The 25,242-nt window shown below is 33.0% G+C and carries 22 protein-coding genes, 1 pseudogene and 1 other annotated feature; of the genes and pseudogenes, 14 read left to right on the plus strand and 9 right to left on the minus strand.

The genetic code is table 11. The features are described from left to right. The first annotated feature begins 222 nt into the window (after window positions 1–222). A complete protein-coding gene (locus tag HMPREF0389_RS05355) occupies window positions 223–498 on the plus strand; it encodes a hypothetical protein (protein ID WP_041250820.1) in 276 nt (91 codons plus the stop codon). A 661-nt stretch (window positions 499–1,159) separates the two neighbouring features. On the opposite strand, the gene HMPREF0389_RS08755 is transcribed toward HMPREF0389_RS05355, so the two are convergent. Both HMPREF0389_RS08755 and trxB read right to left on the minus strand, forming a co-directional pair. Then, complete coding sequence (locus HMPREF0389_RS08755; protein WP_014262648.1) at window positions 1,160–2,119, minus strand: CAP domain-containing protein; 960 nt, start codon at window positions 2,117–2,119, stop codon at window positions 1,160–1,162. Between the two features lie 225 nt (window positions 2,120–2,344). Continuing rightward, window positions 2,345–3,289, minus strand: a complete 945-nt coding sequence (trxB, locus tag HMPREF0389_RS05365) for a thioredoxin-disulfide reductase (RefSeq protein WP_014262649.1) — start codon at window positions 3,287–3,289, stop codon at window positions 2,345–2,347. A gap of 526 nt (window positions 3,290–3,815) precedes the next feature. Here trxB and rlmD point away from each other — a divergent pair. The 13 genes from rlmD to HMPREF0389_RS05435 all read left to right on the plus strand — a co-directional run bounded on the left by rlmD (window position 3,816) and on the right by HMPREF0389_RS05435 (window position 17,035). Beyond that, window positions 3,816–5,447 carry a 23S rRNA (uracil(1939)-C(5))-methyltransferase RlmD gene (rlmD, locus tag HMPREF0389_RS05370; RefSeq protein WP_014262650.1) on the plus strand — a complete coding sequence of 544 codons (1,632 nt, stop codon included), beginning with the start codon at window positions 3,816–3,818 and terminating at the stop codon, window positions 5,445–5,447. A gap of 63 nt (window positions 5,448–5,510) precedes the next feature. Next, entirely contained in the window at window positions 5,511–6,953 is a 1,443-nt protein-coding gene (locus tag HMPREF0389_RS05375; protein ID WP_014262651.1) for a P-loop ATPase, Sll1717 family, read from the plus strand. A 398-nt stretch (window positions 6,954–7,351) separates the two neighbouring features. Further along, window positions 7,352–7,798: a recombinase family protein gene (locus HMPREF0389_RS09180; protein ID WP_242821706.1), complete on the plus strand. Its 447-nt coding sequence runs from the start codon at window positions 7,352–7,354 to the stop codon at window positions 7,796–7,798. 121 nt (window positions 7,799–7,919) lie between these two features. Then, on the plus strand, window positions 7,920–8,330 hold the full coding sequence (locus HMPREF0389_RS09185; protein ID WP_014262653.1) for a recombinase family protein: 411 nt from the start codon (window positions 7,920–7,922) through the stop codon (window positions 8,328–8,330). Continuing rightward, window positions 8,331–9,485 (plus strand): hypothetical protein, encoded by a 1,155-nt coding sequence (locus tag HMPREF0389_RS05390; protein ID WP_014262654.1) that lies wholly within the window; start codon window positions 8,331–8,333, stop codon window positions 9,483–9,485. 147 nt (window positions 9,486–9,632) lie between these two features. After that, window positions 9,633–10,040, plus strand: a complete 408-nt coding sequence (locus HMPREF0389_RS05395) for a hypothetical protein (protein ID WP_014262655.1) — start codon at window positions 9,633–9,635, stop codon at window positions 10,038–10,040. Window positions 10,041–10,072: 32 nt separating this feature from the next. Then, complete coding sequence (locus HMPREF0389_RS05400; protein ID WP_014262656.1) at window positions 10,073–10,639, plus strand: hypothetical protein; 567 nt, start codon at window positions 10,073–10,075, stop codon at window positions 10,637–10,639. A gap of 484 nt (window positions 10,640–11,123) precedes the next feature. Then, window positions 11,124–11,368: a binding site (T-box leader), on the plus strand. A gap of 61 nt (window positions 11,369–11,429) precedes the next feature. Continuing rightward, window positions 11,430–12,674, plus strand: a complete 1,245-nt coding sequence (gene trpB / locus HMPREF0389_RS05405) for a tryptophan synthase subunit beta (protein ID WP_014262657.1) — start codon at window positions 11,430–11,432, stop codon at window positions 12,672–12,674. 1,142 nt (window positions 12,675–13,816) lie between these two features. Next, window positions 13,817–14,842 (plus strand): hypothetical protein, encoded by a 1,026-nt coding sequence (locus HMPREF0389_RS05415; protein WP_041250822.1) that lies wholly within the window; start codon window positions 13,817–13,819, stop codon window positions 14,840–14,842. 40 nt (window positions 14,843–14,882) lie between these two features. Continuing rightward, complete coding sequence (locus HMPREF0389_RS05420) at window positions 14,883–15,437, plus strand: hypothetical protein (protein WP_014262660.1); 555 nt, start codon at window positions 14,883–14,885, stop codon at window positions 15,435–15,437. A 28-nt stretch (window positions 15,438–15,465) separates the two neighbouring features. After that, window positions 15,466–15,996, plus strand: a complete 531-nt coding sequence (locus HMPREF0389_RS05425; protein ID WP_014262661.1) for a hypothetical protein — start codon at window positions 15,466–15,468, stop codon at window positions 15,994–15,996. A gap of 11 nt (window positions 15,997–16,007) precedes the next feature. Further along, entirely contained in the window at window positions 16,008–16,217 is a 210-nt protein-coding gene (locus HMPREF0389_RS05430) for a hypothetical protein (RefSeq protein ID WP_014262662.1), read from the plus strand. A 233-nt stretch (window positions 16,218–16,450) separates the two neighbouring features. Next, the gene (locus HMPREF0389_RS05435; protein WP_014262663.1) at window positions 16,451–17,035 is read left to right on the plus strand and encodes an SMI1/KNR4 family protein; all 585 of its coding nucleotides are present in this window, start codon (window positions 16,451–16,453) and stop codon (window positions 17,033–17,035) included. 339 nt (window positions 17,036–17,374) lie between these two features. Here the strand turns inward: HMPREF0389_RS05435 and tnpA are convergent. The 7 genes and pseudogenes from tnpA to HMPREF0389_RS05470 form a co-directional block, all read right to left on the minus strand. Beyond that, window positions 17,375–17,826: pseudogene (gene tnpA, locus HMPREF0389_RS05440) on the minus strand (IS200/IS605 family transposase). 31 nt (window positions 17,827–17,857) lie between these two features. Further along, on the minus strand, window positions 17,858–18,901 hold the full coding sequence (locus HMPREF0389_RS05445; protein ID WP_014262664.1) for an ORF6N domain-containing protein: 1,044 nt from the start codon (window positions 18,899–18,901) through the stop codon (window positions 17,858–17,860). Then, the gene (locus tag HMPREF0389_RS05450; protein ID WP_001098743.1) at window positions 18,894–20,438 is read right to left on the minus strand and encodes a recombinase family protein; all 1,545 of its coding nucleotides are present in this window, start codon (window positions 20,436–20,438) and stop codon (window positions 18,894–18,896) included. Before HMPREF0389_RS05450 ends, HMPREF0389_RS05445 begins: the two co-directional genes overlap by 8 nt. A gap of 1 nt (window position 20,439) precedes the next feature. Then, window positions 20,440–22,122: a recombinase family protein gene (locus HMPREF0389_RS05455; protein ID WP_000124510.1), complete on the minus strand. Its 1,683-nt coding sequence runs from the start codon at window positions 22,120–22,122 to the stop codon at window positions 20,440–20,442. Then, window positions 22,123–23,793 (minus strand): recombinase family protein, encoded by a 1,671-nt coding sequence (locus tag HMPREF0389_RS05460; RefSeq protein WP_000042123.1) that lies wholly within the window; start codon window positions 23,791–23,793, stop codon window positions 22,123–22,125. It lies immediately after the preceding gene. 142 nt (window positions 23,794–23,935) lie between these two features. Beyond that, a complete protein-coding gene (locus tag HMPREF0389_RS05465; protein ID WP_001860240.1) occupies window positions 23,936–24,166 on the minus strand; it encodes a DUF6870 family protein in 231 nt (76 codons plus the stop codon). A gap of 464 nt (window positions 24,167–24,630) precedes the next feature. Then, window positions 24,631–25,041 carry a sigma-70 RNA polymerase sigma factor region 4 domain-containing protein gene (locus HMPREF0389_RS05470; RefSeq protein ID WP_001123821.1) on the minus strand — a complete coding sequence of 137 codons (411 nt, stop codon included), beginning with the start codon at window positions 25,039–25,041 and terminating at the stop codon, window positions 24,631–24,633. Between the last annotated feature and the right edge of the window lie 201 nt (window positions 25,042–25,242).

Below are 25,242 nucleotides of genomic sequence, written 5' to 3' on the forward strand. Positions count from 1 at the left end.
ATATCCTCATCAAGCCATTTTTTGTAAAAATTTGTATAGATTATAATTTACACTATTTCTACAAAATACAACTCAAAATGTTATAAAACAGAGCTATAATGGTATATATCATGACAACAAAGACAAACGTTCACAGTAAAACTTGAAATACAGACTTTACGTTTTCAGAAAACAGTTCTTTGATTCATACACTATTTACTACTAACAAGGGAGGTTGGAACAATGCAAAGAATATTGGGAGTTTTCTTTATTTTTTTAGGAATATTAGGTTTCATATTTCCTGTTTTACCGGGATTTATATTTTTTATCATTGGAATCTCGTTAGTTTCACCGACTCTTGCCGTTAAAATAAAAAATTTGAAACGACGATATCGATGTCATCGCAGTATCAAAAAATTGTTTTTAGAATCTTGGAGCTTGACGAAACAAACACTGTATCATCTAAAAGCAAATTTAAAAAACAAATTTCGATTCGCTGCAAAAGGTTATGAAAAATAAATAGTCTTACATTCGATTTCACCGATACGAAAAGTAGCGCAATAATACCTTGCTACGCCTGATTATTCAGTCAAACAGAAACAAGACAGTTTTCTTTACTGATTCCTTTTGCCCAATAGCAGTTGTATGAATGTTTTTTAAGTTCAATTACAGAAAAATTATATGCTGAACTTGTTATTTTTTGAAAACCAAATAAAATTGCCATAAATTCCGATTTAAAAAATATCTCGCAACCTCTTTTCTTTTTCAAATCAGGGAAATAAAGTATGTAATTACTTAGGGTAAGCAAGAATTTACACTATAAATTGCAATTTGAAATAGTAAGGATATTAGGTAATTCAAATTGATAATGGTATTATTCCAAATTTTTTTCTTTTTTCATAAAAAATCCCCTTGATTCGGTTCTTCTTTCCATCATCAAGGGGATTTTGCATATATCAATATTTTCTAGCATCTTTCATCAAAAAATGCATTGTGTTAAAAATTCAATTCTTAAGAAATTTGACACACTTCATAAGTCACAGCCACAAGCTGTAAATTAAAATGACTTCCATCAAAAAGCACCATCAAATTCTCTATCACTTCTTACAACTATTCTATCAGCAAACTGTGAATTTCTAATTTTCGCATTTATCTGCTTGTCGATATAAGCAATCCAAAACTATTTCCCGACAAATATCTGTGCATGATAATATCCATACATACCGTCACTATAGCACGAACCTACCGTCATATGAGTAAAATTTGGATTTAACATATTATCTCTATGTCCCCGAGAATTTTTCCACTGTTCGAATGTAGACCGTGCATCTTTATTCCCTGCCGCAATATTTTCTCCTGCTGTGCGATAATCTGATTTTGCCATAATCGAATCAAGTCCTTCTTCTCCGTTCGGTCTTACATGAGAAAAAAAATCTACAATCTCTTTTGAACGTATGTTGGCATAACCTTGCATATCTCTCATCTTTTTAAGCGGAGGAACGGAATTTTCCGCTCTAAAGTCATTCACAAGAGATAACATCTCATCTGAAATATCATAATTTCCTGTTTGAATCTCTTCTTTCGGTTGTATTTCTTCTTCCAACCATTCTGTTTTTTGTTTAGCATCATAGTTTGAGTTTGTATTTATATTAATCCGTTTCAATTTACTGTTCCATACTATCTCTGTACCAAGCATATCTGACAAATCTCTAAGCGACAGATATGTTGTTCCGTTAACTTTCAACTCCAGTTTTCTCGGTGCTTTTTGTACACCGTTTACAAATATCGGAAAGTTAACTGCTATAGCCTTTACATTTGATACAGATTGAAAAGAAGCAACATCATCGGGGATATTTTTGCTATGCTTATCAATATGAATACTATGTGTATTCTCATCCCAATCTATCTTAATATCAAGAATTTTTCCCAAATCTCTAAGAGAGAGATAAGTCGTTCCATCCATATCCAGCTTAAGATTATTTGTAGATACTTCTCCGACATCGGAATATATCGGATATTTTACTACCTTTGGATAGTATTCGATAAGATTACATTTTGTAGCATGAGATGTATTCATATTAATACTGCATAGTCCGGATAGCAAAGCACCGGTAACAATCAGTTTTTTGTTACGTTTCATCTTTAAATTTCCCCTTTCGATCCTTTTTCCGTTTCTCGTAAAACATGATACGCTTCTTAACCTGAATCGGGTTATTTCTTTTCACATTTTATACAAAAGAATGACTTCAATCACACAATCTATCATTTCACAACAACATGCTCTTGAAATAAAAGTATTGCTGCACTTGTCATCCTCATAATATCATAAAAAAGAAAGAAAAAGTAAATTAATCGAAAATAAATGCTAATTGTTCGTTTCTTCTATATATTTTTCTGCAGCTACTGTTGCTATTGCACCGTCTGAAACGGCAGTTACTACTTGTCTGAGTAATTTTTGACGACAGTCACCCGCAACAAACACACCCTCAACAGAAGTTTGCATCTTATCATCAGAGATAATATATCCTTGCTCATCCATATCCAACAGACCTTTGAACAATTCCGTTTGTGGTATTAATCCGATGAACGCAAAAATTCCCATTGTTCCGTCCTCTTGACTTGCATGAATCTCTTCTCTTGAACCGTCACGCACATCCTCTACAACAATAGACTCTACCAAGCCGTCTCCTTTGATTTCTACCACCTTACGATTCAACAACCATTTGATATTAGGATTTTCTCTTGCTTTGTCCAAAGATGCCTTATTTGCACGAAAACCTTCTCTTCTGTGAATCACTGTAACTTCCCTTGCAAACTTCGTCAAATAAATTGCCTCTTCAATCGCACTGTCTCCACCACCGATTACGTAAACAGGAAGTCCTGAGAAGAATGCCGCATCACAAGTCGCACAATAAGAAATTCCTCTACCTACAAACTCCTCTTCTCCGACACAACCGATATTTTTGGTATTGGTTCCTGTTGCAATGATAATTGTTTTTGTTTCATAAACCTCATTTTCACATTCTACTGTTTTGACAGCACCCTCCAATTGCACTTTCAACACCGTATCTTGCACAATCTCCAATCCGAATGTCTTACACTGTTCTACCATACGAGCTGTCAAAGATTCTCCGCTCTCCTCTGCAATGGAGCCCGGATAATTCTCAATACTGTTTGTCGACATAATCTGTCCGCCATGTTGCCCTTTTTCAATCATCAGTGCTTTCATCTTTGCACGACCTGCGTATAACCCTGCTGATAACCCCGCCGGTCCCGAACCGATAATAATCACATCATATATTTGTTTCATAACATCCTCCTCTTTCTCTCATCTGAACGCTACTTCCTATCAAATAATCTATTGATAATAAATTTCATATACTCAAATGATTCCCAATTTTTTTACTTTATAATCAATCCAAATGAAATTTCATCATAAAATAGTTAAACTTTTATTTTTCTATCATCACAAATTCTATTCTTGCAAAAAACTGCCTTCCCTAAAAAATTCGGTATCTTATCTGAAAACCCTCATCTAACATGTGCTATATCCTTTTTTACAAAAAAACGACACTATCATAAACTCTAAAAAAATACTACTTCAATTTCCATACTCATTTCCTTTTTATCTTTTCACAAAATTTAGTTTTGAAACAACCATTCCTCATTCTCAAATATCATATCTCAAAAAAATCTTGGATTGCAACAAAAAATTGATGATATTCCCCATTTATGATACAATCAAACACAAGAATTGACGTCTATTTTATGAGATTTGTTCCGAAAAAATAAAAACTATTTTCCGGAACAACGTAACGATATAGGAAGGAACTGTTATGGAACAAGAGATAACATCGGGGAACTGTTATGAAATTAAAATTATTGATATGGGACATAAAGGAGAGGCAATCGGAAAAATCGGTTCCCTTACCGTATTTGTAGAAGGCGCACTCAAAGGAGATATTGTTCTGGCAAAAATTATCCAAAGAAAAAAGAACTATGCTGTTGCAATTACTGAAAAGATATTGACTCCGAGCAATAATCGAATTTATTCTCCTTGTGAGGTATCTCATCTTTGTGGCGGATGTCAAATTATGGAGATGGACTATCAAGAGCAGTTGCTAATGAAACAACATATCGTTGAAGAGAATATGAAACGAATCGGAGGATTGGACTTAATCCATGTGCTTCCTGTAATAGGAATGAAACACCCCTACCGCTACAGAAACAAAGGACAATACCCTGTTGCAATCCAAAACAATACCGTTGTCAGCGGTTTTTACAAAGTAAGAAGTCACGATATCGTTCCTGTTAATGACTGTATCCTGCAACAAGAAATCAGCAATACAGCTGTAACAATCATCCGAAATTTTGCACAAAAAAAAGGAATTTCTGTGTACAATGAAACAAGTCATCAAGGAAACTTGAGGAGAATTGTTGTGAAAGTCGGATTTGAAACAAAACAAGTCATGATTGTACTTGTAACCAAAGAGCGAAAATTTCCTCACAGGAAAGAATTGCTCACTGAACTGCAACAACAAATTCCAAACCTTACAACTATTGTTCAAAACATACAACCAAAACCATCTAACACTGTTATGGGAAAAGAAAATATCATATGGTTTGGAGACGGTACCATCTACGACACCTTAAACGGATTAACTTTTGAAATCTCTCCGCTTTCCTTCTATCAAGTAAACCCCATTCAAACCGAAGTGCTCTACAATACCGCGTTGAAACTTGCAAACCTGAGCGGAAGAGAAACTGTTATCGACTTATATTGCGGAATCGGTACCATATCCCTATTTCTATCAAGAAATGCTAAAAAAGTTTATGGTGTAGAAATTGTGGAAGATGCCATTTTGGATGCGAAAAAAAATGCATCTCACAACCAAATTGACAATGTCGAATTTATCTGCGGAAAATCAGAGGATGTGTTGCCTCAGCTTTACAAAAAAGGAATTTGTGCAGATATCGTTATGCTTGATCCACCACGAAAAGGTTGTGATGAAACACTGCTTCATGTTATCAGCGAAATGAATGTTCCAAGAATTGTCTACATTTCATGCAACAGTGCAACCCTTGCACGAGATATGAAACTCTTGCACGAACTCGGTTATACTGCCGATACCGTTCAACCGGTAGATATGTTTTGTCACACCATGCATGTGGAGTGCGTGGTATTGTTGTCCAAACTCGATGTCGATAAGCATATAGATGTTGAAATTAAGCTTGATGAGCTTGATTTGACAAGTGCTGAAAGTAAAGCGTCTTATGCACAAATTAAGGAATATATATTAGAAAAATTTGATTTAAAGGTTTCGACACTCTATATTGCACAGATTAAAAAGAAGTGTGGAATTGTACTGAGGGAGAATTATAATAAATCGAAAAAAGAGAAACAGGTTATTCCACAATGCACACCGGAAAAAGAGGAAGCTATCATTGGATGCTTTAAGGTATTTTAAAATGATTTAATTACTAATGTAAGTTTTTGAAAAAAATATTAAAAAGTAAAGGAGACCTTTATAATGAAGATAAAAGATTACAAATTTGGATATGCCGATGCACAAAAAGAATTAGATAGAGAACCTGAAATTTTCGAACAAGCCTTTTATGATCCACATGATTATTTGAAAGAATTAATTGATGGTTATAAATATCTAATAGTAGGTAGAAAAGGCACTGGAAAGAGTGCTTATAGTTCAAAGTTACAAAAAATTTCAAAAGAGGAAACTGATTTAGTAGTAAAGCAAATAAAGCTAAATGATTTTCAATTCACAACTTTTAAAAAATGCAATATTGATTCAGATATAGTTGGAAATAATAAATACAATTTACCTTGGAAAATTATATTACTGACAAATATTTGTAAGATTTTTTATGATGATTTTGAAATTACAGAAGTTAAAGAATTTAATGAAGTTATTGATATATTAAAGAAAATGAATTTATTTTTGGATATATCATTTAATAATAAGATAAAAAACGTAAAAAAATTAAAAGGAGGAGTAAATTTAAGAATAATTGATGCTTCAATAGAAGCACAAGTTGGAGATAAACCGATAGATTATATTGATAGACTTTCCATAATGGTTGAATTATTAAGTGATACTTTATCTAACATAGAATTAAATAATAAAAGATTAATATTTATACTTGATGGGCTTGATGATTTATTAAGAATTAAAGAAGAACAAAGTGTTATTTTATCTAGTTTAATAAGGTCAATTGATGAAATTAATGAATTGTTTGTTCAGAGAAAACATTTAACTAAAATTATTTTATTGATTAGAGAAGATATGTTAAACAAACTAGTAGATACAGATTTGAATAAAATAATACGAGACTCTGCAATGCTAATAAATTGGACCACAACTCCAACTGATTTGAAAAAACTTGTAGATTTGAGATTTATATATTCGGGAAGCGAGAGAAAAGAAGAGTGTTGGTTAGACATTCTGCCAAATAATATAAAAAATAAAAGCTCATGGGATTATTTAATACAAAACACACTATTAAAACCCAGAGATCTTTTGCAATTTTTTTCTGTTTTACAAGATTTATTTCCAGAGAAAGAAAAAATAAATGATAGCGAATTTATAAAAGCAATAAAAACATACTCTACTAATTATTTTATTGAAGAAATGAAAAATGAACTTGCTGGTTTTATTGAAGATAAATACATAAAACTTTTGACGCCTGTATTTTCTAGAATAGGTAATGTAGAGTTTTCTGAAGGCCGATTTTTCAATGAATTTGAAAAAATAATAAATGAAGAAAAGTTTAATTTAACTGATGCGAGAAATATTTTATTTAATTTATTTGAAAACAGTTATATTGGGCAAATTGATTTTAGCAACGGAAAGAAGAATGTTTTTTTTAAGTATAGAAATCCTAATGCACATTTTGATAATAATTTAAAGTTTATTTTGCACTCTGGTATTTTAAGAGGATTAAATATAAGGCTGTAGTTATATAGATAAACAAAAAAATATTCAGTCGATACTAATTTTCTTTATATAATGATATATAAAGAATTGTTGATATGTTCTATTATTAAGCACTGTGGAGTGTGTGGTATTGATATCAAGAGTTGCACCCGCTAAGTAAATAAAGTGTAGAAATCAAGGGCTTATCCAAAGCTATCGTTAAAAGGTATCGGTAGTCTGGAGTAAGCCTTATTTTTTATGATAAAAATCAACTAAGCGGGAACATATCCATAGATAAGAGTTTACGCTAGGGAATGGATGATAAGAAAAAATGCACCCACTTGCATCCACCTTAGAAATTTGATAATTGTAAAATAGCCTAATTAACATTATAATATAACTAAGAAATAAGTATGCTAAAATATTGGTGGGGAATCTCTATGAATGAAAGAAAATATATAGATGAAAATGTAACGGTAATACAGAAGCAGAGAGTTATAAAAGATTATGCAGTGGGGATATATGCTCGTGTAAGTACAAGACATAAAGCACAGATGGATAGTTTATCGGCACAAGTATCGGGATTGACGAGACTAGCGGCAGCACATAGAACATGGTTTGTTGCGGATGTTTTTATTGATGTGGCATCTGCTAAGACAGGTACGACAAGATCAGAATTTAATAGAATGATAAATGAGTGCGAGCATGGGAATTTAGATATTATTCTTACTAAAAGTCTTAGCCGTTTTGGACGTGATGCTAAAGAAGGCTTAGAAGCTATTAGAAGAATACGAGCAACAGGGAAAAGAATTATCTTTGAGAAAGATAAGATAGATACAGAGACCGTTAAAGATGAACTATTGATTAGTATAATTGAAGCAGTGTGACCAAGCAAAAAATGACTGGAGAAGTGAGAACATACGCTTAGGCTTAAAATACAGAGCCGAGGATGGAACATCAGGACTATACAATAGAGTCTGTTATGGCTATAAAAAAGATAAGAATGGAATGCTTATAATTGATGAAGAAGAAGCAAGAGTTGTTAGAAGAATTTACGACTGGTATCTTAAAGGATATAGTATTGGTGGAATCATAGATAAACTGGAAGAAAAGAAAATAAAAACATCGAAAGGTAAAGAACGATGGAGTAAAAGAGCAATTGAATCCACACTCACACGAGAAAAATATACAGGTGATGTGGCAATTGCGGATTCAGGAGGATCGGAGAATCGATATTTATATAAGCAACATCACGAAGGGATAATTTCAAAAGAGCAATTTGAAGCAGTTCAACTAGAAATGGAACTGCGTAGTAATGTGGAAATTGGAGAAGATGGAAAGATTCGGAGAAAGAGTAGGAAATATAGTTCGAAAAAGGTAAACAGATGTAAAAAAATCGTACAAAAAAGGAGAAAGTAAATGCAATTAAAGAGACATGATAGGGAATTTATTGAAGAATTGTACAATGAAATTAATCCATACAAGATTTGTGATATATTTGACTTAAAATCAAAAACTTATAAAGAGGCTAAATTGATTTATTTTAATCTAGGGATAAATCCTTATCTTGAACCATTTAAAAATAAAATTCTAAATGGTTATAGCATTTTAGGTGTATCAGACTATGAAAAATCATATGTTTTTGATAACAAATATAATTCGAAAGAAAATAGAGCAATAGAAATAGGAAAAACGATAAACTTGGATTTAAATGTTTTGACATATCTAAAAAATATTGTGACAAATCGAAAGTTAGAAGATGAGCAGAACTTCATAGACTATTTAAAATATATTAAAGAATCAAATTATAATTTAAATATGTCTATTTCGCTGTTTGAGAGAATTAGTAAACCAATATATCTCAAAGTTTGGTCGGATTATGTTTTGTCTTTTGTAAAATATGAAACATTAGAGAATATTACAAAGGATTCTTTAAAAAATGATGAAATACTTCCAGAAGCTAAATATATATGGGCAAAAGAGATATTAGATTCATCTGAATATATGGATGAAAAATTTGATCAGTTTTATGTTGTTGCTTGTATTTTAAGTAAAGCTTTTATATTAAAAACTCAAAAGATGGATTCAAAGCGTAAATTTCTTGAATTACTAAATTATTCGCTAAATGAATTAAATATTTATTTGGAGTTTGAGTTATATTTAATGTATAAATATTTACAGAATAATGAAAGTGTAGAAAGAACATTTGCTAAAATACAAGGTATTAGTAATAGAATTCTAGAAAATATAAAAAATACTGCATGGGATATTTTACATATTAGGCTAGTTGAAGAACAGATAATTGATGACTTAAAAAAAGGTAAAGTTATTTTTCATTATATAGGAACAAAAGACATTGGATTGCAAAAAATAATTAATATTAATCCCTTGAAAATAATAGGTTTTTTAGATGATCAAAAAATTATAGTAAGAGAGTATAACTTCAAAGAGGAAATTCAGTGTAAAGAAATTGATGAGATGCTAGAAAAACATATTAATAAGAATAATATAGGAGATGTAAATTATAAAGAAAAGTTTGAAAAAATATCAAATGAAATAGCTAAGATGATATAATAGCCTAATCAAAAGTGGGATTATTGAAGCTGAAAAAATATTATAAATGCTATAAAATCAATGAATTTAAAAGTGTTATACTTATTTTTAAAATTAGCCTAAAAATCTCACGTGGAGTGCGTAGTATTGTTTGAGAGGAGATAATTGATGAAAGAAGTAATGACGACTAATATATATGGTATAGATGAAACGATTACCATAGCGGGTACTTGTCTTAAATCTATGCAACCAAACGGATACAAAAAGTTAGAAAAAATTTCTAAAAATATATATACTTTATGTCTTGAAAATACTCATGTCAATATGGCTATCACAAAAATAGGCGGAATGATTAGAACCGGAAAGGTACATAATATTATCTTTGCCACGGTTGATGAATCCCCTCATTGCATTCAGATGCATTATATTCAAGATGAGTTAAGAGAAATGATGAACTTAGAGAATATAAATATAAAGAATTATGTGGTTGTAAACGATGAATTGCTTGAAGTCAGTCCAAAACTTATTTTGTTATCAAAGAAATTATCAGAATTAAAGGAAAAAGTTGATATTTGATGATTTTTTTATTAAGATTTGGAGGTTAATGGATGTATATATTGGAATTATATCAAAATAATTATCAAAAGGATTTCGTAGTATTTGATTCTTTAGAAGAAGGAAAAGAATTTGTATCAAAAATACCCGGATATAGGATAGAAAAAGAGGATATTTTTGAATATGAATATTTTAATCCTAAAAATATTCCTGATTATATGGAAATTATCTATAATAAAAATATCGTTCCTTTATCCAGATTTATGTTTGACTCTGAAGAGAATGTTGAAATTATCTGGAAAGAAATTTCAAATCTATCAGTCCCAAAAAATAAAGTGATAGAAGGATCTACAAAAATAGATGCTTATGTAATTAACAACAAGGAAGTGAAATCTTATGTTGAAGAAAGAGAAACGAAATATAATATGATAAAAAATTTCTTGGAAAATAAAGGATATGAAGTAGAGAGGAGCTATTTCGGAAGTGAAGACGGTGAAGCAATTGTATACAAAAAAATAGGAACCGACGATTGGCACTTTCTATGCCACTTAGACCCATTATTTTTAGAGATAAAAGATTTGAAAGAATATGTTGAAGAAATGATAGAAGATTTATTGTAAAGAAGTAACGTAATGATAAAAATGGGAAACTACTTCCTTGAAACAGTTTATTTTTGAATATGTGGAGTTGATGTCTAGACAATATTATAATCTGCCATTATAATAGCATTTTTCATGAGGTAAACAATCTTAACAAGTATGAGACTCTATGATTGCTCCTTCTTTGCTGACATTAAATAAAGGAATCTGTGGAATGATTTGACAAGAATTATGAAGATTCTATGAAAACAGTTCGACGATATATTTGAATAGCCTTTGGTTGTATCATTCAAACAATGAAGTCAAGAATCATCCTATTATTCTAAATGAAAAAACAATAATCAAAGTAGTCAAATTATAAAATTCTAAAACATTATCTTATAGAAAGTAGCTTAAACTTTTACTGGCTGGTTTTGTCACATATGTCTTGACAATTAAGAAATAACTTTACAAATATTCTTAATATTTTATTGACAAGAAAAATTTAAAATGCTAATATTATGTGCATAAACCATTGAATAAGAATAGTAGGTATATAACAATAACTCACAGAGAGCTATGGAGGATGAGAACATAGCAGATATGTATATACCGAATGGACTTATGAGGGCGAACGAACAGGATTCAATCCTAAGTAGCAATCGACGGCAACCGCAGTCGTTATTAAGCGGAGCGTATGATAGTACGTGTGAAAGGTGGATGCTTTTAGGCATCAATTTGAGTGGTACCGCAGGATATTTCGTCTTGTCTCATGGAATGATTATTTTCTATGAGACAAGGCGTTTTTTTAATTATGAAAGGAGTTAACAATATGAAAACTTATCGCGATTTTGATAACTATCTAAAAAACTTTCCTGATGACAAGGGATATTTCGGTGAATATGGAGGAATGATTTTACCCCCTGAATTAGTTCCGGCTTTTGAAGAAATTACACAGGCGTATTTGGAAATCTGCCATAACGCACGTTTTATCAATGAATTAAGACGCATCCGTAAAGAGTTTCAAGGCAGACCTACCCCTGTTTATCATTGTGAGCGTTTATCTTCATTGCTTGGAAAATGCCAAATCTATTTGAAAAGAGAAGATTTGAATCATACCGGAGCACATAAACTAAACCATTGTATGGGAGAAGGTTTGCTTGCTAAATTCTTAGGTAAGAAAAAACTTATTGCAGAAACAGGTGCCGGACAACATGGTGTTGCACTTGCGACTGCTGCTGCCTATTTCGGCTTGGAATGTGATATCTACATGGGAGAAGTTGACATCAAAAAACAGTATCCTAATGTGGTAAGAATGAAGATGCTCGGCGCAAATGTTATTCCTGCAACGCATGGACTGAAAACATTAAAAGAAGCGGTAGACGCTGCATTTGAAGGATATTTAAAAGAATATGACGATGCAATCTACTGTATCGGCTCTGCTGTCGGACCTCATCCATTTCCTATGATGGTTCGTGATTTTCAATCAGTAATTGGAATTGAAGCAAAAGAACAATTCAAAGACATGACAGGTATATTACCTGATATTGTTTGTGCAGCAGTTGGAGGAGGCTCTAATTCAATCGGAATGTTTGAAGCATTTCTGTCTGAACCGGTTGATATTGTCGGTGTAGAACCGCTTGGAATCGGAAATGGAATTGGAGAACATGCAGCAAGTATGAAATTTGGTAAAAAAGGTATTCTTCACGGATTTGAAAGCATGCTCTTACAAGATGAAAACGGAGAACCGTTGCCTGTATACTCCATAGCAAGCGGACTTGACTATCCATCTGTCGGACCCGAACACGCATATTTGAGTGACTGTGGAAGAATAAAATATGAAACCGTGAGTGATGAAGAGGCAATACAAGCATTTTTCTTGCTTTCCCGTTATGAAGGAATCATTCCGGCGATAGAAAGTTCACATGCTTTGGCATACGCAATCAAACATGCTCAAAATCAAAATTCAGGTTCCATCCTTGTCAATCTTTCCGGTCGAGGCGATAAAGACATTGACTTTGTATATGAAAAATATGGTACAGGAGAGCAATTTTTAGAAGAATTTACCAATCAATAATGTATGTCTAATATCATATAATGATACGTTTATAAACTGTATTTAAATTTTGAGTAAATAGTAGGGGTAAACGCCCCCCTACTATTCTTGGTTATGTAGGAATATCCATTTTACCAATCTTTCATTATTTCTTCATCCAAACGAAATCCTTTTTATTTCATTTATGTAACTTTTTAATAAATGATCCAAATTGATATTATATTTTAAATACATTTATTTCATTGTGACATTACACAACACATTTATTTATTCTATAGTTAAGGTATACTTATCTCTTCTTTACCAATAGAAAAAGAACGCCAATCTCGATGTTCATTAGAAAACATAACAGTAGAAAAAACAATTAAAAAATAGTATACTATTATCAAGCTTTATAGAAAACAATCATAATTTGGATATCTGAACTCTTGTTTGATAAGGTAAATAAAATCAGTAAAGAAACATATAAAAATTCTAACGGATAACATTTCATGCCACAATTTTTCAAATTAGATTGCAAAATATGACAGAAAGGAGGTGAGTCTTATAGCAAATGATAATTATATTATGGGACGTCTTTATTTTCCACTCATTATGATTGTTGTTTTATGTATTCTGACTTATTTTCATAGACATCATCTACTGAAATATTTGTATCTTACCAATATCGTTTGTTACATTATTGCTATTCTTACCTATTTTATTATAATCAGTCAACCTATAGGAGAAAATCATTTAGGAAAATGGTATAATGTAGTCGCATTCACATGGCTCATATCATTTTTTGGAGGTTTTTTTCTTTCTCTTACAGCAATACCTTGTTTTTTTATCGAACAAGCAACACGACATACATGGGCACTAGTGATATGTGGCATAGGAGTAATAGTATCTTTTGTGAGTAGTGGGCTATTGATTATTTGGATAATATTGGGAATCTTATCATTGAATAGCGGATAAAAAGATTCCGCACTTCAAATTTAATAGTTTCTTAGATAACAAAATTTCTTGAATTCTTTTTGAGAAAGAGTATAAGTTTTACTATTAACTGATATATCTTACAAAAAATCTATTCATTCTCAAAAACCAAACATTCTAACTGAATCTTTGATTTTTGAGAATTTCTATTATGATAAAACAGAAGATATGATAAAGGAAGAATGATGATGAAAGCAAAATTAAAAGTAATAAAAAATTGGGAATTTGAGGAAGTAAAACCTGTAGATAAATCTTTCAAGTACAGTCCTTTTGCCGGAAAAGAAATGATTGCAAGAGGAGAACATGAAATTGTACTGTGGACCTCAGTTTTGGATAACGAAAACATCGGAATCCTATGGATTAAAGGAGATTCTTTGAAACAAATCTCCTCACCTGAATCTAAGGAAGAACGGGATATATGGAAAAATCCTGTTCTTTTGTCTTGTGACAAAGGAATTCTGCTTTTGTGCCCAGCAACGAAGAAATTATGGTATCTCCAAGACTTTGATGCAGAATGGACTGAATTTGCTATGGATAATTGGTGCCCTTATGGTACTCCAATGCCTATTACCACAACAGGATATCAAGGCACTTTTCCTATTGTCTGCAGACTTGGAAATAACCTGGATTCAACAAACAGTTTTACTATACTTACAGTAGATTTTGAAAACAAAAAAGCTCATTGGCCAAAAGACACTTCTTGTGTATACAGTAAACCGGGTATAAGAGAAAAACATATTGCCTCACTTGAACGATCTGGAAATGACTTTGTTAAAGCGGATTTTAACTACCAAGCTCCTACGATTGGCTCCATATTAGAAGAAAATGGACAGTTCTATGCCTTTTTAGAAGGAAATATCACAAATCCTGCAAGACTGAACTTAATGGGATACTATTGGTTCCTGGAAATTGAACCAAATGGACTTTTTAAGACTAAGATATGGGGAAAAGACAATCTGAGTAGACTGGAAGGGAAACATGGAATGAGAGGAAAATTCTCAGGAGACAGACAGTGGATGATTTTGTCACCTATCTTTAAGAACAATGAATGGAAAGGAAAGCAAAAAATACTCAGAATATCCGACAACGAACTGATTGATATAGTCTTGCCACGCGGATATGCCTCATTTCGCGTGATTGATATATGGGGTTCCCATGCCTTCCTAACAGATGAAAATCATAAATTGACTGTATGTGCAATAGAATTAGCATAAAAACAATATTCTGTACTTAATAGAAAAAAAGGAGGAAAAAATGGCAAGATATGAACTTGGAGCAATCTATAAGATACCTGCACAGATACCTTACTACGCTCGTCTCTTAGCACATGATGTATATGGTATCTTTGAACGAACAGATGGAGAAATTTCTCATGAAACATTCGAAAAAACACCGTATCGTCTCTATATTTCTACAGGTTCCTTTGCAGTAAAAAGAGGATTCTGGGAAAAAATGTTACCGTCACCTGATAAAACAGATTCACAGCGTTGGAGTAGGCCTCCCTACTTAATCTACTTCACTCCTTGGGACATCAAAGCTTCTCTTGACAGACGCAACGCTTCTGACCAAAACGGATATTCCACATTAATCAGTACTGAGGAATATATCCGGTGTCTGAAACAAGGATTTCTTTCAAATATCCTTCCAATGCACGAGAACATTCCCGCTTTTTTGGACAAAGTGTATGATAATTGGCCGGAAAGTTATATTTATTCGGATATTGAATGCGCCTGTGGAACTCCCGAACATCAAAGAAAGCAAATAGATGCATTGAGAAAATTGGGATATGATGTCACGAAATACGAATAACACTGTTGTTTAAGATGAAAGGTGAGTTATGAAAAAAGAAGAATTGCTTGCTCTATGGAAGGGAAAAAATTGGAAAAACAGTATCGGTGGCATCTATTTTGTAAGCCATAAGTTTGAATCGGAATTACATTTTAACTTCACCGGATATACCGAAGAAGATATCTCTTCCATTCCATATTGCTTTATGGAGAAACTTGCTAATGAAATAAATGTATTAGACCAAAAGGCACATCAACTTATCAAAGACAAATGCAGTCATGCAAGTACTGAAACATTAGATTTGACGGATGTTCAGTTAGATAATAACAATTGTAATACTGCTGTTGCATCAAGATATCAAGTAGGAAATGCACCGGACGGTCAATTCTCTTTTTATGCAAAAGACAATGATGTCTCAGAGTTAAAACTCACAAATGTGATATTTGACATCAGCGGTTGCTATAACGCCTTTGCCTTAGGTTATTATGTGGGCGAATCTCCTGCCGGAGAGTTATATTTTTTAGTAAAATTTGATGATGATTTCCAACCCGATTCAGAACTTATTTATGAAATATATTAAGGAGTGATAAATTGAATGCTTACACAATGAAAGAAAAAACTTTGGTTACTCTTAAAAATGAACTATCTTTGGAATACCCGTTTTCTGATGATATGCCTATGATTTATTTAGGCGAGATAGCCAATATGCCGGAACACGGAATTTTTATAGGTCAATCAGGAAAATGTTATTTCGGATACCATATCAGTAGTTTTAGAGAATTAAACGAAGATGAGGTATAAATTGCACTTTTCAACTAAAAAGAATAATTCCTTTCTATCTCATCCCACTTGAAATGAAAGAAAGTGCTACACTGATTGAAGTGAAATGAACATCATGGATAGCAATCCGGAATGACGATATAAGGTAATTCGAATAAATAACGGTCAATCGTATTAAAACATTATAATATATAGCAGTGTCATGATAACTCCAAAAAATCATAGACAAAAGAATAATAAGGGGATGTAGGAAAATGAAACTGATTGATAACATCAAGAAAATTGAAACATATATATGCGAAAATTTTGAAGAATTGGATTTGGATGATCCGATGGAAGAAGAATATTTTCAGGAGTATGAAACAATAGTCGGGGCTTCAGAGGATGATTTGTGCAAATTCGAGACAGAATTTGCAATTCGTTTGCCGGAAGATTTTAAGACGGTTTATCAATACAAAGACGGAAGTAGATTTATGTGTATTCTTCCATCCATAATAAGAACTTCTGATATGTGTTTTTGTTTGATGAGCTTAGAGGAAATCAAAAAATGTAAGACCTATTTTCAAAACAAAAATGCTTTGTTATCGGATTTTCCGGAGTGTTTTTCACCTCAAGATATCGATAACATGCGAGATAACAGAATAAAACCATACCTGTTCAACAAGAGATGGATTCCGTTTGCACAATACTGCGACAGTTGTTATCTGATGCTTGATTTTGATCCGAATACTGCCGGACAGGAAGGACAAATCATCTGCTACATCCATGATCCCGATGAAATCGTATATGTTTCAAAGAATATTACGGAGCTGATTGAAAAGATTGATAAAGAACTCTAATTGGTAAACACCATCCAAACACAGCATGTGATACAAATGCTTCATCGATAAATCAAAGTGCTTCAAGACTGCTATCATTACACTGCTTTCAATGTGATTCCAACAAGTTTGAAATGAAGTAAATTTGTAAAACGACATCATCTTCTTTCAACATATACACCATAAAAAACATCCTCTTATAAAGGCTATTATTCAAAAAAAGAACGTAACAAGTTTACATAACAAGAAATAAATAAATATCCACCGGCATAGCCGGTGGTTTTTCATTTTCGGGCATAGCCCTATCTTAACTGGCAGCACACACGTGTGCTTTTTATTGGCCTGCCAGCCATGCATTTTTTATTTGCTACCCGTAAACGGGTCTCTCGGATCAAATATACTTAATTGATCACTTTCTCTATCTACTTTCAATTGATTTGATATATATTCCTGTATTGCTTTTGTATTTTTACCTACGGTATCTACGTAATATCCTTTACACCAAAACTCTCTGTTTCTATATGCAAACTTCATGTTTCCATATTTTTGAAATATCATTAGACTGCTTTTTCCTTTCAGATATCCCATGAAACTCGATACACTTATTTTTGGTGGTATACTAAGTAATAGATGTATATGATCGGGACAAACTTCTCCTTCTATTATTTCAACTCCTTTCCACTGACATAATGTTCTTATTATATCTCTTATCGCTTCCTTTTTTCTCCATAAAAGACTTTTCTTCTATATTTTGGTGCAAATACTACATGGTACTTACAATTCCACCCTTGTGTCAAGTATTGGATACATATTTTTTTCAAATTTCCAATCCATTTTCCACTTCTATTTTAACTGCAACACCGGATTTTTCAAGAGATTATTGATGAGGTCGGTATAAATCATCTGATCGACCACTTCCGTTATGCTTGTGATTCTTTGCCCTGCATCTTTGGAAGACGCTCCACAATGATAGATTCGTTGATGTTCGGTATTCCAGTCGATAATGATGTATCTGTCATGAAACTCTCCACTGGATTTTTGGAATGTTATCTTTCTAAATGGGTATTCTTGGCAGAAATCCTGATATTCAAGGGTATGAAGTCCTTTGCCGATGTTATCGCTGAATATAATGACTTCTACCGATGAAGGAACATCTTTTAGCAAGACCAAAGTTTTCACTCCGATATAGTTATCGACGATATAGATACTCTTTTTCGCTATGCTATAAATGTCTTTATAAGCAAGATTTGCTTCGATCGGCTGTCCGTTCAAGAGTAAAAATCCATATTTGAGCTGTGGATTGCTAAGGTCAAGAATCAGCTCCGACAGCTCCGATTTATGCACCACATTATTTAAGGTATCCACCACTTCTGCTACCTGATCTTCCACATCTCTTAAATCTCGTCTTAAATCCTGCATTTCCACGACATTACTTGTAATCTGCATCGAAAGCTGCAAAAACTCTCTTTTCCCAATCAACCCTTGATTTTCTACGATGTAGTCTTTCATTTGCTTGAAAGTGCGAATCAAGGCTTTACTCTGCTTGACTGCAAGCTCTCCTTTGAGAACTGTCATCAGCATATAGATTCCCTGCTCGGTAAAAGCATGAGGATTGTACTTAATATTACTACCTCTTCCTGCACTCTTGTTCAAGGTCGCATTTTGCGACCTTGAAAGTTCAGATACTTCCTCATCCGTTAATTGAAACATAAAGTCTTCATCAAATTTCTCAATATTTCTTTTAACCTGCTCATTAAATCGCTTTGTTTCATATCCATAGATTTCGGCTAATTCAAAGTCAAGCATAACCTTTTGTCCCCTAATAATATAAATCTTTTTTACAAGGGATTCATGACTTACAAGCATAATTTCGTCTTTTTTATCCATCTTTTCCATTCCCTTTCTCAAATTTCCAAATAATCTCCACCTTGTCTTTACCATAAACATAAATCCTGTCTATGACTTCGTTGATCCAGTCTAAAACAAGCTCTCCTTTTGTAACCGCTTCTCTTAGCTTATCAACATTAAGGTTATGTCCTGAAGATGTATTTTCTTTTATCTTGTCCGTAATGATGGCTATTTCCTGTTCTGTATTTTTAAGTTTTTTGCTTAAATCTTCTTTCTTTGATAAATATGCTTCCTTATCTATTTCGTCCTGTTTATGCCTTTCATAAAGCTGCATTTTGGAAACCTGAATCTTTTGCTTTTCCGCTTCCAGTCTTTTCTTCCTGTAAAGCAGGCTTTCACAAATGCTTTCCATAACTTTATGCTCAATCTTTCTTGTCTGTTCTTTTTCAAGAAAGCTCTCTGTATAAAGTTTAATCTCTTCTGAAACAATATCTTCCAGTGTTTCTGCTTTTATCTTCCCTTTCATGCAGCCACAGTCTTTTGCTTTGTACCGATAGGGACAGCAATATCCATCTGTTTTTCCATAATTAACTGTATAAGTCATTTTATGATAGCACTTACCACAATAGACTTTGTCTTGAAGAATATGAAAATGCTTCCGCTCTCTACTGATTAGTTTTGCATTGCTGTTTAGCATATCCTGAACCTTACCAAAATCTTCTTTAGAGATAATAGCTTCGTGCATATCTTCTCTAATTATCCAGTCTTTGCTATCAACCCATTTTCTATTATCAGAACCAACTTCCTGTACCCTTGTCTTTCCACCAACAACAGCTCCTGTATAAACTCTTTGTGTTAAAACATATCTAATAATCTGTCCTGTCCATACTCCACTTCCTCTTTTAAGCCCTATATGTTTTGCCGGCGTCAGAACACCTCTATGATTAAAATCTTTAGAAATGGAAAGCATACTTTCTCCACTCAGGTATCTTTCAAAGACTTCTTCAATGATGTTTCTCACTCTATCATCGACAAGTAGCTGATGATGGTCTTTTTCATCTTTTACATACCCATACGGTGCTTTTGAACCGAAATAATACCCTCTATCCTGTCTTACTCTTACTGATGAACTGATTTTTTGTGAAATGTCCTTGGAATAGTAGTCGTAGACAAGATTCTTAAAAGGAATTTCTAAACTGCTGATTCCATTCTCATTGTTATTACTGTCATAATTGTCATTCACAGAGATGAAACGAACCTGCATAAAAGGGAATATCTGCTCAATATATGCTCCGGATTCAATATAATCTCTTGCAAATCGTGATAAATCCTTTACAAGAATAGTTCTTATCTCATTTTTCTTCATAAGACCTATCATCTTTTGAAATGCAGGACGATTAAAATTTGTTCCGGTATAGCCATCATCAATATGTTCTCTTATCTTCACTCCAGTAAATTCTTCTCTTGAACTGATATAGTTCTTTAAGATTTCTCTTTGGGAAGTAATGCTGTTACTTTCGTCTTTTAAATCGTCATCTTCTAAGGAAAGTCTTAAATAAAAATCTACTGTATTCATATCAGCTCCTCCTTGTCTTTCTACCGAGTTTTTCAGTAATCACAGGAGTTTCTTCAAAATTAAATTTGATTTCTATTGTGTTATCTTTCCCTATAAAGATCTTATCAATGATGCTATCTACAAAGTCTTTATCCCATTTCTTTGTTTTACCTTTAAAAAGTGCTGTAAGGTACTTATGCCTTTCTTCAAGTTCAAATACTTCTTTTTCAAAGATAGCAACTTGTCTTTCTTTTAGGATTTCGAGTTCTGCTTTCTTTTTACCCAGAAGTCCTTTTTCCCTTTCAAAATCTTCTTTACTCCACTTGCCCAAAACATATTTTTCATAATACTCACTTTGAAGTCTGCTAAAGCCTAAAATTTTTCTTTCAATTTCAGTTATTTCTTTTTCCTTTTTCTTATCCATCTCTATTTTAAGATTGTCATAAGCATTCAGATAAGCCTTATAACTTTTACTGTTACTTAAAAGAATAGCTTCAAAGGCTGCTTTAACAGTTTTTTCAAGAGTAGCCTCTGTAATAGATGTTCCGCATTTTTCTGTTGTAAATTCTCTGAACCGATTACAGCTAAAATAAAATACAGTTTTATTACCGCTTTTTTGCATGTGTACGCTCATTTTTCTCTTACAAATTCCACAATATAGTTTTCCTCTAAATACTGTATCATCCTTAGCATTCTTATTTTCTTTTCTGCTATTTTTAATGGAATTAGATTTTGAGGAAATTTTCTCCTGTACCTTTTCAAATGTATCAAGCGAGATAATTGCTTCATGGGCATCTTCTGTTATTGTCCAATGTTCTTCGTCAAGCCTTTCTCTCTTTTTCCCTTCAAATAAATGCTTTTGATTTCTGCCTTGAATGAGTGTTCCTGTATATACACGATTTTTAAGCACTTGTAATATTGTTGTCGGAATCCAAGCTCTTATAAGCTCATTTTCATCAGCTTTAGCTTTTCCAAACTTCCTATAATCAGTTGCTATATATACTTTCTTTTCAAACAGTAACTTTGAAATATCAAGTGTACTAAATCCCTTCAAATACGCATCAAAAATTTCTTTTACGATGGAAGCTGTATTTTCATCAACATATAACCGTCTTACTCCATCTTCATCTTTTCTTGCTGTATAGCCATAAGGAGCCGCACCACAGATGAATCCGCCTTGTTTGATCCTCATCTGATGAGAGCTTGATACTTTCTTTGAAATGTCTTTTGCATAAGTTTCATTTACAATATTCTTCAAGATTACCTCAAGAGATTTATTGGGATCTTCCATGTGAAAGGTATCCAGATTGTCATTAACCGCAATAAATCTTACTCCAAGAAACGGAAATATCTTTTCAATGAAGTTTCCAAGCTCCGTATAATTTCTTCCAAAGCGGGATAGGTCTTTTACAATAATGCAGTTGACTTTTCCCGTCCTTACTTCTCCCACAAGTTTTTCAAAGTCAGGTCTTTCAAATTCTGTCCCTGTCTTTGCGATGTCTTTATATATTCCAACCAAATTATGACCATCATTTTTCTTTATATAACTTTCACAAAGAGCAATTTGATTTTCAATGGAATCACTCGGCTTTTCTTTTTTATCTCTTGATATTCTTGTGTAAATCGCTGTTTGAAAACTGTTTCCGCTTTCTTTGCTTAACAGAGCTTCTTCCGCTTTTGCCCGCCTGTTCGCTGTCCTTGCCATCTACACCACCTCCTTCATCAGCTCGGAGGATTGCTTTGTGTAGTCGCTTAACTTATCCAGTATATCTGTAGTTTCATCATAGTTAAAATGGATTTCTATCCTTTTTTCTTCCAAAACATAGATTTTATCGACAAGTCTTACAAGAAGCCCTCTTTCTAAGGTGCTTATATTCCTGTACTTTTTAATATCTGACAGGAAGTTTTTGTTTCCCAAACTCTTTTGATAGAGTCTTGAAATTTCTTTATTCTGCTTTTCTAAAATCAGTTCGCTTTCTACGATACGGTTTGTATAAAACTCTCTCATACCGTAAAATTCTTCTTCAGAAATGATTCCTTCTTTTAAGTCCTGATACAGAGCCGATTTTAAAAGTTCAAACTTTGCCTTGCTTTTCTTGGTATACTCCTGTCTTTTATCTATTTTCTGAAAAAGCTCATAAGATACTTCCATTTCTCTTATCTCTTCTGAAATGCTTTCATACTTCCCAAGAGAGTTGATATAATGGCAAATCATCTCAAGTACGCTTAGCTTTAATTCTTCCTGTTTGATTGAATGCCTGCTGCACTCTTTTCCTTTGTTGTACTGGGAGCAGATATAGTAAATAGTGGGAGTTTTCCCTCTCTTATCGACTTTCTTTGTCATCTGAGCATTACAGTCCTTGCAAAATAAAAGACCTGAAAACAAATCCGCCTTCTCTCCGACATTTTTTGCCTTTATATCACATTTCAAAAGTTTTTGGGCAATTTCAAAGTCATAAATATCAATAATAGCTTCATGATTGTCCTCGATTTCAATCCAATCGCTTCTATCCTTGGAAACCACCTTATCCAGCTTATAGTTTATCTTTTCCCGTTTTCCCTGTTGCAGTGTTCCGATATAGATTTCATTGGTTAAAATACGATTAACTGCCGGCGTATCCCATTTGGCAACCGCCTTTGTGCTGAAGCCTGTCTTATACCTTATTCCCTTTGCCTTTTTATGCTCCATCGGTGATGGGATTCCATTATCGTTTAAGTGTTTGGCAATAGAGTAGGAGCTGTACCCCTCAAGCTTCATTGAAAAGATTTTACGCACCACATATTCCGCTTCTTTATCAATTACTATTTTGTGCTTATCTTCCTTATCTTTTTCATAGCCGTAAGGAGCATAGTTTGATATAAACTGTCCCTGTTTTCTCTTTACCTTGCAGACACTTCTGACCTTTGCGGAAGTATCCCTACAATAATTGTCATTGATGAAGCTTTTAAACGGAATGACCAAGTTCTTTTCCGTTTCACTGGCTGTATAGCTGTCATAATTATCATTTAGGGCAATAAATCTTATATCAAGAGAGGGAAATACTCTTTGCAGGTATCTTCCGCTATCAATATAATCTCTGCCAAATCTGGATAAGTCTTTTACAACAATGCAGTTAATTCTCCCTGTGATGACATCTTCCATCATTTTCTTAAATGCCGGTCTTTCAAAGTTTATACCTGAATATCCGTCATCGACATATTCTTCTATCAGCTCCATATCCTCATTTTTATCAATGAAGTCATTAATCTGAAGTCTTTGGTTGGAAATGCTGTTGCTTTCCACCTTAAAGCCTTTATCATATTTTTCATCATCTTGTGATAATCTGAGATACATGGCAACTTTGAGAACATCTGTATCTAAATTATTTTTAGACATAACAAAACCTCCAAACTTTCATATTCTTTTTTAAGGAGAAATATGATAACTTGGAGTCTTTCAGCTCTTATGAAGTTGTATCCCTATTTGGTTAGTATTATACCATAGATTTGTAAAAAAGTCTGCCCCTTTTATCATATTTTTAATCAAGCAGCATTGCTTTCTTTTTTAGATATGACAGAAAACAATCCTCCAAACTTCTTCCATTCTCTGCATAGCTACATTTAACAATGACATTTCCGACTTTCATAAAGTACATGGAAAGCGGCTCTGCATTTTTCTTATCTTTTATATCTTCGATATCAGGGACAATTTTCCTGTCTATCTCTTCCGCTGACATGTTTTTATATCTTGCTAATTCTTCTACATTCATTAGAAAACTCCTTTCCCTGTTGTTTTCTTTTTTAAGTTTTATGACATTGGTAGGTGTCTTGGCTGACAACATAGGAATCTCACCTCCGCCCCTTATTCAAGACGAGCCGGCATAAACTGTTGAAGTATCATTATCACCGCCTGTATCAACGAACAGACTGCCACATCTGTTTTTTATGTAATCTTATTTGTCGCTCACTTTCTTATTTCCTTGGTTTAACCAGTATTCATAAAACTGAAATCTCTCAGCAGAAAGGTCTTGGCGTAAGTCATAATTCTCCACAAGCAGATAAAGTCCTACCTTGGTCTATTCAGTTGTCAAAGAACAATATTTGAAAGGGATTGTTTTCTCTACATTTTCCTATTTGCCATAAGCAGGCGTATCTCTTACCGAAGAAAGTAAAGGAGGTCAAACTCCCCTTCACTTTACATAAGGAAAATTTGACCCCTTTGGTTACCGAAGTTTTAAAGTTCTTCGATGAATTTTTTCAGCTTTTCAAGAATTTTGTTTCTTCTTTTGATTAAGGCTGGATGTGTAATACTTTTAAGCTTTGCCACTGAACGAACCGTTTCATCATTGAAATACAAGCGTTCAATAATATCTCTTTCTTCTGCATTGAGTCTTGATATAGCATTTCTGACTGCTTCAATCATCATCTGTGTTTCAACAATCTTTTCTACATCAACACTTTCATCGACAATATTATCTACATAATGTCCATCATGATCCAACGATGAAAAAAAGAGCAAGTGGTTTTTCTTGTCCACCTGCTCTAAATACTTTTCGTGTTCTTTTTCTCGCCAGTAGACTTTATATATCTGCTCGCTGACTTTAACCCTTTGTCCGTTGACATAAAGGTAATATTCTTTTGGCATTTAATTTCCTCCATTTCTTTTTTTGTCTGCGTTTTTAGACAAAAAAAGGAGGACTTCTGCACATAGGCATAAAAAGTCCTCTAAAATGAAAAAAATCTATTATAAAATTTATTTTATGGAATATTATAAAAAATACTATTCATAACTTCTCGTTTTTCTTGCGTTTTTATCATATGTCCCTCTTGTAATTTACTAATATAT

The sequence above is a fragment of the Filifactor alocis ATCC 35896 genome, from assembly GCF_000163895.2.
Lineage (GTDB): Bacteria > Bacillota > Clostridia > Peptostreptococcales > Filifactoraceae > Filifactor > Filifactor alocis.

Coding starts and splice junctions, on each gene's coding strand:
- HMPREF0389_RS05355 (WP_041250820.1), top strand. CDS start 223: ATGCAAAGAATATTGGGAGTTTTCTTTATTTTTTTAGGAATATTAGGT.
- HMPREF0389_RS08755 (WP_014262648.1), bottom strand. CDS start 2,119: ATGAAACGTAACAAAAAACTGATTGTTACCGGTGCTTTGCTATCCGGA.
- trxB (WP_014262649.1), bottom strand. CDS start 3,289: ATGAAACAAATATATGATGTGATTATTATCGGTTCGGGACCGGCGGGG.
- rlmD (WP_014262650.1), top strand. CDS start 3,816: ATGGAACAAGAGATAACATCGGGGAACTGTTATGAAATTAAAATTATT.
- HMPREF0389_RS05375 (WP_014262651.1), top strand. CDS start 5,511: ATGAAGATAAAAGATTACAAATTTGGATATGCCGATGCACAAAAAGAA.
- HMPREF0389_RS09180 (WP_242821706.1), top strand. CDS start 7,352: ATGAATGAAAGAAAATATATAGATGAAAATGTAACGGTAATACAGAAG.
- HMPREF0389_RS09185 (WP_014262653.1), top strand. CDS start 7,920: ATGCTTATAATTGATGAAGAAGAAGCAAGAGTTGTTAGAAGAATTTAC.
- HMPREF0389_RS05390 (WP_014262654.1), top strand. CDS start 8,331: ATGCAATTAAAGAGACATGATAGGGAATTTATTGAAGAATTGTACAAT.
- HMPREF0389_RS05395 (WP_014262655.1), top strand. CDS start 9,633: ATGAAAGAAGTAATGACGACTAATATATATGGTATAGATGAAACGATT.
- HMPREF0389_RS05400 (WP_014262656.1), top strand. CDS start 10,073: ATGTATATATTGGAATTATATCAAAATAATTATCAAAAGGATTTCGTA.
- trpB (WP_014262657.1), top strand. CDS start 11,430: ATGAAAACTTATCGCGATTTTGATAACTATCTAAAAAACTTTCCTGAT.
- HMPREF0389_RS05415 (WP_041250822.1), top strand. CDS start 13,817: ATGAAAGCAAAATTAAAAGTAATAAAAAATTGGGAATTTGAGGAAGTA.
- HMPREF0389_RS05420 (WP_014262660.1), top strand. CDS start 14,883: ATGGCAAGATATGAACTTGGAGCAATCTATAAGATACCTGCACAGATA.
- HMPREF0389_RS05425 (WP_014262661.1), top strand. CDS start 15,466: ATGAAAAAAGAAGAATTGCTTGCTCTATGGAAGGGAAAAAATTGGAAA.
- HMPREF0389_RS05435 (WP_014262663.1), top strand. CDS start 16,451: ATGAAACTGATTGATAACATCAAGAAAATTGAAACATATATATGCGAA.
- HMPREF0389_RS05445 (WP_014262664.1), bottom strand. CDS start 18,901: ATGGATAAAAAAGACGAAATTATGCTTGTAAGTCATGAATCCCTTGTA.
- HMPREF0389_RS05450 (WP_001098743.1), bottom strand. CDS start 20,438: ATGAATACAGTAGATTTTTATTTAAGACTTTCCTTAGAAGATGACGAT.
- HMPREF0389_RS05455 (WP_000124510.1), bottom strand. CDS start 22,122: ATGGCAAGGACAGCGAACAGGCGGGCAAAAGCGGAAGAAGCTCTGTTA.
- HMPREF0389_RS05460 (WP_000042123.1), bottom strand. CDS start 23,793: ATGTCTAAAAATAATTTAGATACAGATGTTCTCAAAGTTGCCATGTAT.
- HMPREF0389_RS05465 (WP_001860240.1), bottom strand. CDS start 24,166: ATGAATGTAGAAGAATTAGCAAGATATAAAAACATGTCAGCGGAAGAG.
- HMPREF0389_RS05470 (WP_001123821.1), bottom strand. CDS start 25,041: ATGCCAAAAGAATATTACCTTTATGTCAACGGACAAAGGGTTAAAGTC.